The following is a 9,446-nucleotide window of genomic DNA, read 5'->3' on the forward strand; positions in this document are numbered from 1 at the left end:
GGCAAAGGGTTTTAGGCTTTTGTTGTGTGTTCGGTCGGCTAAGCGTACAGAAGGTGAAATACTAAAACGATTGGTTTGTTACCTTACTTCTTTGTTGTATTTTTTTCACATTTTTATTCATACCCTAGGTGGTAATAGGCAGTATCTCGGCTGGACTGAGTTTTAGCAATTTTATTGTGGTGGAAATCTTGTAATTTACTTGTAATTAAGATTAGTCTTAAGTTAGAAGTCCACACTCAATATAATAATAAATAAATTAATCGCAGTTAGGTTTCGCGATATAGATGCGTGAAAGTTATAACTGAAAATTTGTTGGTGAATGCATTTATAGCTTTTACCTAAATGTTGATTTTGATTTTTTGACCGCATACTCCGCAATTATTTCAGAGGGATAGCCCATGATTGAAAAGCAAACTTACACAACTGCTGGTGGTGTTAATGTATCTCGCACGGGTACGGAAGTTGAGATTGACTCAGCTTTAGAAGATATCTTATTTCACCTTGACTCTAAGCGCGGGGGTTTGCTCAAAAGCAGTTACGAATATCCCGGAAGATATAAAAGATGGGCTATTGGGTTTGTAAATCCACCTTTGGAAGTTGCGACGCGAGATAAAGGTTTTACTATTACGGCGCTGAACGAACGTGGTAAAGTACTTTTGCCGATGTTGTTACAGCGTTTATCCGAGCATCCGCAATTAGCAGAAGTTCAGATTAATAATACAGAAAATATTACTGGTGGACTCAAGCGATCGCAACAATTTTTTACTGAAGAAGAGCGCAGTAAACAACCTTCAGCTTTTACGGTGATTCGCGATATTCTTCAGGCTTTTTACAGCGATGAAGACGAACATTTAGGTTTGTATGGCGCGTTTGGTTACGATTTGGTATTTCAATTTGAACCAATTACCCAGCGCTTGCAGCGTGCGGACGATCAAAGAGATTTGGTGCTGTATTTACCCGATGAGTTGGTAATAGTTGACTACTATTTACAACGTGCTTACCGTCTGAGCTATGAATTTGAGACAGGCGGAAACAGTACCAAGAATCTTCCTCGCACTGGTGAATCAATAGATTACAGGGGTAAACAGCTTACTCCCCCCACTCAAAAATCTGACCATAAAGCGGGTGAATATGCCAAACAGGTAGAAGGTGCGCTTGATTATTTCCGCAGGGGAGATTTATTTGAAGTTGTACCTTCGCAAAACTTTTCCATAGAAAGTAAAACTGCACCTTCGGAATTATTCACAACTTTACAGCAAATTAATCCCAGTCCCTACGGCTTTATATTTAATTTAGGTGGGGAATACATTATTGGATCTTCTCCGGAAATCTTTGTTCGAGTTGATGGTAGACGGGTAGAAACTTGTCCGATTAGCGGTACAATCTCACGGGGAAAAGACGCTTTAGATGATGCGACGCAAATTCGTCAGCTACTCAATTCATTCAAAGACGAATCCGAATTAACCATGTGTACCGACGTGGATCGCAATGATAAATCGCGGGTTTGCGAACCGGGTTCGGTACGGGTAATTGGTCGTCGTCAAATCGAAATGTACAGTCATTTAATCCATACTGTAGACCATGTAGAAGGTACGCTACGACCCGATTTTGACGCTTTAGATGCATTTTTAACTCATACTTGGGCAGTGACGGTAACAGGCGCACCGAAAAAATCAGCAATTGAGTATCTAGAAAAGCACGAACGCAGCCCCAGACGCTGGTATGGTGGAGCGGTAGGCTGGTTGAACTTTAACGGTAATTTGAATACCGGATTGATTTTGCGGACAATTCGACTCAAAGATTCAATTGCACAAGTACGAGTTGGTGCAACAGTATTATATGATTCTATTCCCGCAGATGAAGAACAAGAAACCTTAACTAAAGCTGCTGCCGCTTTTGAAACAATTCGCCGCGCTGGGGAAAAAGCAAAAGCAATAGATAGTAAAGCAAATTCTTTGAGTGCTAGCATTCCCAAAGTCGAATCGGGAAAACGCATCTTATTAATCGATCATGAAGACTCTTTTGTTCACACTTTAGCTAACTATATGCGGCAAACCGGCGCTGATGTCAAAACACTGCGTCACGGTTTCGATGAAGAAATTTTTGATACTGAAAAACCAGATTTAGTTGTATTATCTCCCGGTCCCGGCAGACCGATTGATTTTAAAGTACAATCTACCGTTGCCGCCTGTATGCGTCGTAATATTCCAGTTTTCGGCGTATGTCTGGGATTGCAAGGTATTGTTGAAGCTTTCGGTGGAGAATTAGGAGTTTTAGATTATCCGCAACACGGTAAACCTTCAAAGATTAACGTTACCGAGCAAAATTCGGTGGTATTTAAAGACTTACCGGAATCTTTTAGCGTTGGTAGATATCATTCCTTATTTGCAGTACCCGAAAAGTTTCCTCAAGAATTGAAAATTACCGCTATGTCTGAAGACAATGTGATAATGGCGATCGAACATAAAACATTGCCAATTTCAGCGGTACAGTTTCACCCAGAATCGATTATGAGTTTAGTGGGAGAAGTTGGTTTGGCGATGATTAAAAACGTCGTTTACAAGTATACGAAGTCGGGAGACTCGGAAACTGTTTCTGTCAGTTAGGATTTGGCGAGATTAGAGAGAATGCGGGTGTAAATGCCCGTATTCTTGAATTAAAAAAACTCTTTTAGACACGGAGAGTGCAGAGCAAAGAAGTAAGTAGTCAATATTGATTTTTAACATTATTAACGGACAAAAACCGATGAAACTTAGCTTGCTCGCTCTATCCTTCACATCTGGAACAATCACATTGTTGGGTTTAGGGTTGAATATTACAAAGGTAAATGCTCAAACGACTTTTCCTTTTGAGACGATTTACAAAACACAAAGCACTACTAGAGAAATAGCACCAAACATAACAGAAGTAACTGTTTTAGGTGAAACTGAAAATGCTCCCTATGGTTTAAATAAGCTTGAGAGTATGAGCTACATTAAACTCGATCCAGATACAGGTTTATCTACCTTTGTTCCTGATGCAACAGAGTTTGGTTTAGAAAACTTACCAAGTCTAAAAGACGTGATTTCCACAGATGGTGAGGATAAGTTAATTGGAACTAGTAGTGGTAGTGCCATCACTAACCTAGAAAATCTCACAGTTACAATTGACGGCACTATTGATATTACTGACGGTGCGGGTAGATTTCAAGGCGCTACTGGTAGTTTAAACCTTTCAGAAAACTTACAAATCAGTCCAGATCCAAATGCTCCTTTAGTTGGTGATGCTGTGGTAAGTGGTTCTTTTACAGTACCTCAAAAAGTACCAGAAGCGGGAAATACTGCAACGTTATTTGGAATAGAAATAATTGGAGCTGGTTTATTATTGCATAAACGCGACTAAATCATCGGTAAGTAATTTTTAGCAATAAGCAATAAAAATAAGAGGCTCGTATTAGTTTTTCTAACAAAGTAATATTATGAATAATGTGACTACTATCAATAAAATAAATATGCTAACTAAGCCCCGGCACATACTTGATGAAATAGTCTTGCATAAAAGGCAAGAAGTTGCTCAAATGCGCTTGGAATCTCCTTTAGCTGAGGTACAGGAACAACTAAGAGATGCGCCCCCTGTACGGAATTTTCTAAAGGCTTTGCAAGATAATTCCCACCGTCCTAGTTTAATTGCGGAAGTAAAAAAAGCATCTCCTAGTAAAGGAATTATTCGGGAAGATTTCGACCCAATAAATATAGCTCAAGCATATGAAAAAGGAGGTGCAGCTTGTTTATCAGTTCTCACCGATACTAAGTTTTTTCAAGGTAGTTTTGGCAACCTCCGTAAAGTGAGAAAAAGCGTAGAATTACCGTTATTATGCAAAGAATTTATTGTCGATTTATATCAAATATATTTAGCTAGAACTGCGGGTGCCGACGCAGTACTCTTGATTGCAGCTATTTTATCTAACGTACAGATCAAAGACTTTTTACGGGTAATTCACAGCTTGAAAATGACAGCTTTGGTAGAAGTCCATACCGCTTCAGAATTAGATCGAGTGTTAAGACTTCATGACGTAAAGTTAGTAGGGATTAACAACCGCAACCTCAAGAATTTTACCGTAAATTTAGCCAAGACAGAAGAATTGATTTCTCAGAGAAAGCGTCAATTACAAAGTTATGGGATTACCGTTGTCAGCGAATCTGGTATATACACACCCGACGATTTGTCCTTTGTAGATAAAGCTGGCGCTCGTGCCGTTTTGGTAGGAGAATCCTTAGTTAAGCAACCCGACGTGGAAAATGCGGTACGGCAGCTGCTAGGGTGAGCGAGAGATGGGGAGATGGGGAGATGGGGAGACAAGGGGACAAGGGGACAAGGGGATAAGGAGAATTTTAACCTTTAACCTTAGTAACAACTAACAACTATCAACTAATAAAATGACTGCAATATCTCAACGTTTTGAAGAATTAAGAAAATCCAATACTTGCGCTTTGATTCCGTTTATTACTGCGGGAGATCCGGATTTAGAAACTACAGCTAAAGCTCTAAAGATTTTAGATAAAAATGGTGCTAGCTTTATTGAATTAGGAGTTCCTTATTCCGATCCTTTAGCAGATGGCCCGGTAATTCAAGCTGCTGCGACTCGTGCTTTGGCAAAAAACACGAAGTTGGATGATGTTTTACAGATGTTAAAGACATTAACCCCAGAATTACAAGCGCCGATTATTCTATTTACTTATTACAATCCCATCTTGAATTTAGGGATTAAAGAGTTTTTAGCAAAAATTGCTGAAGTTGGCGTTAAAGGCTTAGTAGTTCCCGATTTACCTTTGGAAGAAGCTGAGAATTTGATCCAGTCAGCCCAAGAATTTGGTATTGAACTAACTTTACTCGTAGCGCCTACCAGTTCTCAAGAAAGAATCAACGCGATCGCCAAACAATCTCAGGGTTTTATCTACCTTGTGAGTGTGACTGGCGTTACCGGAGTACGTACAAGTTTAGAAGGTAGAGTCAAAGACTTATTACAAGATTTGCGCGGCACTACAGACAAGGCGATCGGTCTTGGTTTCGGTATTTCCGGTGCAGATCAAGCAACTCAAGCTAAAGATTGGGGTGCTGATGCAGTAATCGTTGGTAGCGCATTTGTAAAACGATTAGCAAACGGTACTCCTGAAGAAGGATTGCAGGCACTCGAAGCACTTTGCAAAGAACTTAAAGCCGCAATTTCTCAAGAACAATTAACGGTTGCAGGGTAAAAGAGTTAGGAGTTAGGAGTTAAGAGTTAAGAATTAAATTTCTACCCCCTCTTCCCCCTCTTCCCCCTCTCTCTTCCCCATGCCCAATTAACAATTACTTACTTAAAGGATAAAAAAATGGTCAGTACTCCAGACATCAATACTAAAGCTTCATCAGTTGCTCGTCCCGATAATTTAGGAAGATTCGGAAAATTCGGTGGAAAGTATGTTCCCGAAACTTTAATGCCTGCATTAAGTGAGTTGGAAACTGCTTATGCAAAGTATCGTGAAGATCCAGATTTCAAAGCTGAATTAGAAGGTTTATTGCGGGATTATGTGGGAAGACCTAGCCCGCTATATTTCGCGGAACGCTTGACTCAACATTATGCAAAACCCGACGGTACGGGAGCGCAAATCTACTTAAAGCGCGAAGACTTAAATCATACCGGCGCTCATAAAATTAATAATGCTTTAGCTCAAGTTTTATTAGCTAAACGCATGGGTAAGCAAAGAATTATTGCTGAAACAGGAGCCGGACAACATGGTGTTGCAACTGCTACCGCTTGCGCTCGATTTGGTTTGAAGTGCGTGATTTTCATGGGCATTCACGACATGGATAGACAAGCTCTCAACGTATTTCGGATGCGGTTGATGGGAGCAGAAGTTAAACCTGTAGAAGCAGGAACCGGAACCCTAAAGGATGCAACTTCCGAAGCAATTCGCGACTGGGTAACTAATGTAGAAACAACACACTACATTTTGGGTTCCGTTGCGGGGCCTCATCCTTACCCAATGTTGGTACGCGATTATCACGCCATCATCGGTACAGAAACTCGCAATCAATGCGAAGAAAAATGGGGTGGATTGCCCGATATTCTTTTAGCTTGTGTCGGTGGTGGTTCCAATGCAATGGGGCTATTTCACGAATTTGTTAACGACGAATCCGTTCGCTTGATTGGAGTTGAAGCAGCCGGTGAAGGTGTCGGAACCGAAAAACACGCCGCAACTTTGACCAAAGGAAGAGTCGGAGTATTGCACGGTGCGATGAGTTATTTATTGCAAGATAACGACGGACAAGTTATCGAAGCGCATTCAATTAGTGCTGGTTTGGACTACCCCGGAGTTGGCCCCGAACACAGTTTTCTCAAAGATATGAATCGCGCTGAATACTATAGCGTTACTGATGAGGAAGCCTTAGCAGCATTTAGAAAAGTTTCTGAATTAGAAGGAATTATTCCCGCATTAGAAACCGCTCATGCTTTTGCTTATTTAGAAAAACTCTGTCCTCAGCTAGATGGCAGTCCTAAGTTAGTTATCAACTGTTCCGGTAGAGGTGACAAAGACGTGCAAACCGTAGCTAAAGTCATTAATCTTTAGTAAATTCTTAGTTCGTAGTAAGCGATTTATCGCTTTCTTCCTATAGCAAAGAAAGGACTGAAGTCCTTACTACGAACCTGCACAGCAAAGAATTAATTTGATTAATATTTTTCATTTATCGCTAAGTAGGTTGGCGTTGAAAATCGTAATTAGGGCAAGGGAGTAGGAGATAGGGAGTAGGCAGTAGGGGAAAGAGTTTTAACTCAATTTACCCAGATGTTACACAGTAATCGTTTATTTGTGCCGACTTACTTAATCTATTAATTACGAACTATTTTTAATCCAAAATCCAAAACAAAAGCATCCGTTGTTAAAATCCAAAATCTAAAATCCCATGACTCAAACTCTAGCTAACAATTCCCAAGCAGCCGATACTTCTCGGTGGTCTACCTTACTCCAACAGCTACTAAACAAAGAATCTCTCAGCGTCGATCAAGCTACTGAATTAATTGAAGGATGGCTAGACGATCAAATTCCTCCGGTACTTTCCGGCGCGATATTAACTGCAATTCAAGCTAAAGGAGTCTCACCAGAAGAATTGGTGGGTATGGCTCAAGTTTTGCAATCTCAGTCTTTAGGGGGAATCGAAAAACGTGAATCTGCGTTCCCATTGATAGATACCTGCGGTACTGGTGGAGATGGTGCTTCCACTTTCAATATTTCTACTGCCGTTGCTTTTGTCGCTGCTGCTGCTGGAGTAAAGGTTGCCAAACATGGTAATCGTTCGGCTTCTAGTAAAACTGGTTCCGCTGACGTACTGGAAGCTTTAGGTATAAATCTTCAAGCCGATCCTAAAAAAGTCCGGTCTGCTGTTGATGAAATTGGCGTAACATTTTTATTTGCACCTGGCTGGCATCCGGCTTTGAAGCCCGTCGCTCCTTTGCGGAAAACTCTCAAAATACGTACTATTTTTAACTTGCTTGGTCCTTTAGTAAATCCTATGAGTCCTACAGGACAAGTTATCGGTGTATCCGATCCGTTTTTAGTCCAAACAATGGCTCAAGCTTTATCTCAATTAGGAATTCGTCGAGGAATCGTAATTCACGGACGAGAAAGGTTAGATGAAGGCGGTTTGGGTGATGTTAACGATGTGGCGATTACCGAAAATGGGGAAGTAAAATTATTGGAATTAACCGCAGAAAAATTAGGTTTAACTCCCGCACCAATCGGAGCTTTAAAAGGTGGAGAAGTTCAAGAAAACGCGGATATATTAAAAGCTGTTTTACAAGGAAAAGGCACTCAGGCACAACAAGATGTAGTTGCTTTAAATACAGCATTAGCTTTAGAAGTTGGTGAAGCTGTTGATGGTAAAGATATTTTAGAACGTTGTACAAAAGGTGTAGCTATTGCCAAAGACGTTCTGAAAAGCGGTGAAGCTTGGAAAAAGTTAGAACAACTTGCTGAATTTTTGAAGTAAGTAAGTATTGAAGTTGGGCATTGGGCATTGGGAGTTAGGAGTTAAGAATTTCTCATCTCTTACCTCTTACCTTTGACCTAACAACGATACTTCTTAATAAATTTTATTTAACCTATATTTAATTAAAAAAAATATTTATTTCTATTTTATTAGAGATATAGCGAATTTCGGTTGAGTCGAGTACACATTGAACCTCACCCCTTTCCCCTCTCCAAAATAGCGGAGAGGGGTGGAAGGAGAGGGGTAAGGTTGAGCCTGTATTGCACCCAACTGAAAACCGCTATAATATTTAATTTTATATTTTATTTTATATAAATTATTTTTTGGTGTAGTTCGATATTGTACATCAATTACGATTTCGTGTATCAAAAAAATATCTAAAGAAACGAAAGAATCATCAAAACATTATTCATAGTATTTAACATATAAATCAATTACTCTAATATATAGACGTTAGAAAACAGGTTTCAACGTAAAAGTTAGGTAATATATCTATTATTGTTTTTTGCATTTGGCATCTTCACTCAAAAACAATGCTTTAGATATTTACCAATCTACCAAGCTTAATAGATATTCAAGCATCATTATTAAGAAGTTGTCAATAAATCGTGGTTAAAAAATTAGGGAATCTAGAGATTTTCTTTCCTAATTAACCTAAAAATCAACATAGGAGAATCATTCTTAATGGAAGAAGATACAAATCCAAATACCGGCGGTTCATTTGGTGGTGAAAACATGGACTTAAGTGAAAGTGTTTTTGCTCCCCTGCTTGAATTAGGGTTAGATGCTGAAGATATATTCGGCAATATTGGCGCTCCCACTGGAAATACTAACGAAGGTAATACATCAATGGAAGAAACAATGGACGGAAACAATATGCAAGGTGGTAGCGAAAACGTGAATATAGGTCCGTTTAATCGCTTGCTCAATGTAAAAGACGTAGATGGAGAAAATTTAGGACCAGAAGATATATTCGGCGGTCTTAGTGGTCGTGATTCTGAGGGTGGCGGAAACCTCTTTGGTGGCGGCGGTGAAGGTAGTGGAAACCCCTTTGGTGGCGGCGGTGAAGGTAGTGAAGGTGGCCCTCCTTCCGATATGGATATGGGTGAATTACCTTACGGTGGTAATCCTTTCGCTGGAGATAACTTCTGGGATATTTTCGCTGGAGGCGTAAATCCTTCTGAAGCTGGCTCCGGTGGCGGAATGGGTGGCGGTTCCAATCCATTCGCTGGTGGTGGCGACATGGGTGAAGGCGGAATCTCATTTGGTAGCGGTTCCAATCCATTCGCTGGTGGTGGCGACATGGGTGAAGGCGGAATGGGCGGCGGTTCCAATCCATTCGCTGGTGGTGGCGACATGGGTGAAGGCGGAATCTCATTTGGTAGCGGTTCCAATCCATTCGCTGGTGGTGGCGACATGGGTGAAGGCGGAATGGGCGG

6 protein-coding genes and 1 pseudogene are annotated in these 9,446 nt (G+C 40.5%); all 7 read left to right on the forward strand.

Translation table 11 applies throughout. From position 1 onward, the window contains the following. The first annotated feature begins 398 nt into the window (after positions 1-398). The gene (locus tag ACM03V_RS29100) at positions 399-2,606 is read left to right on the forward strand and encodes an anthranilate synthase (RefSeq protein WP_414624293.1); all 2,208 of its coding nucleotides are present in this window, start codon (positions 399-401) and stop codon (positions 2,604-2,606) included. A gap of 139 nt (positions 2,607-2,745) precedes the next feature. Continuing rightward, a complete protein-coding gene (locus ACM03V_RS29105; protein ID WP_414624294.1) occupies positions 2,746-3,381 on the forward strand; it encodes a hypothetical protein in 636 nt (211 codons plus the stop codon). A gap of 109 nt (positions 3,382-3,490) precedes the next feature. Then, a complete protein-coding gene (gene trpC, locus ACM03V_RS29110) occupies positions 3,491-4,303 on the forward strand; it encodes an indole-3-glycerol phosphate synthase TrpC (RefSeq protein ID WP_414624295.1) in 813 nt (270 codons plus the stop codon). 112 nt (positions 4,304-4,415) lie between these two features. Further along, positions 4,416-5,234, forward strand: a complete 819-nt coding sequence (gene trpA / locus ACM03V_RS29115; RefSeq protein ID WP_414624296.1) for a tryptophan synthase subunit alpha — start codon at positions 4,416-4,418, stop codon at positions 5,232-5,234. 117 nt (positions 5,235-5,351) lie between these two features. Beyond that, complete coding sequence (gene trpB / locus ACM03V_RS29120) at positions 5,352-6,590, forward strand: tryptophan synthase subunit beta (protein WP_414624297.1); 1,239 nt, start codon at positions 5,352-5,354, stop codon at positions 6,588-6,590. A 334-nt stretch (positions 6,591-6,924) separates the two neighbouring features. After that, positions 6,925-8,007, forward strand: a complete 1,083-nt coding sequence (gene trpD / locus ACM03V_RS29125) for an anthranilate phosphoribosyltransferase (RefSeq protein ID WP_414624298.1) — start codon at positions 6,925-6,927, stop codon at positions 8,005-8,007. Between the two features lie 684 nt (positions 8,008-8,691). After that, positions 8,692-9,446 (forward strand): annotated as a pseudogene (locus ACM03V_RS29130) (hypothetical protein); the annotation flags it as partial.

This window comes from Calothrix sp. CCY 0018 (genome assembly GCF_963920925.1).
In the GTDB taxonomy this organism is placed as follows: domain Bacteria; phylum Cyanobacteriota; class Cyanobacteriia; order Cyanobacteriales; family Nostocaceae; genus Rivularia.

Bases quoted from the DNA above. Each gene is read 5' to 3' on its own strand.
- trpC (WP_414624295.1), top strand. From the start codon at position 3,491: ATGCTAACTAAGCCCCGGCACATACTTGATGAAATAGTCTTGCATAAA.
- trpD (WP_414624298.1), top strand. From the start codon at position 6,925: ATGACTCAAACTCTAGCTAACAATTCCCAAGCAGCCGATACTTCTCGG.
- ACM03V_RS29105 (WP_414624294.1), top strand. From the start codon at position 2,746: ATGAAACTTAGCTTGCTCGCTCTATCCTTCACATCTGGAACAATCACA.
- trpA (WP_414624296.1), top strand. From the start codon at position 4,416: ATGACTGCAATATCTCAACGTTTTGAAGAATTAAGAAAATCCAATACT.
- trpB (WP_414624297.1), top strand. From the start codon at position 5,352: ATGGTCAGTACTCCAGACATCAATACTAAAGCTTCATCAGTTGCTCGT.
- ACM03V_RS29100 (WP_414624293.1), top strand. From the start codon at position 399: ATGATTGAAAAGCAAACTTACACAACTGCTGGTGGTGTTAATGTATCT.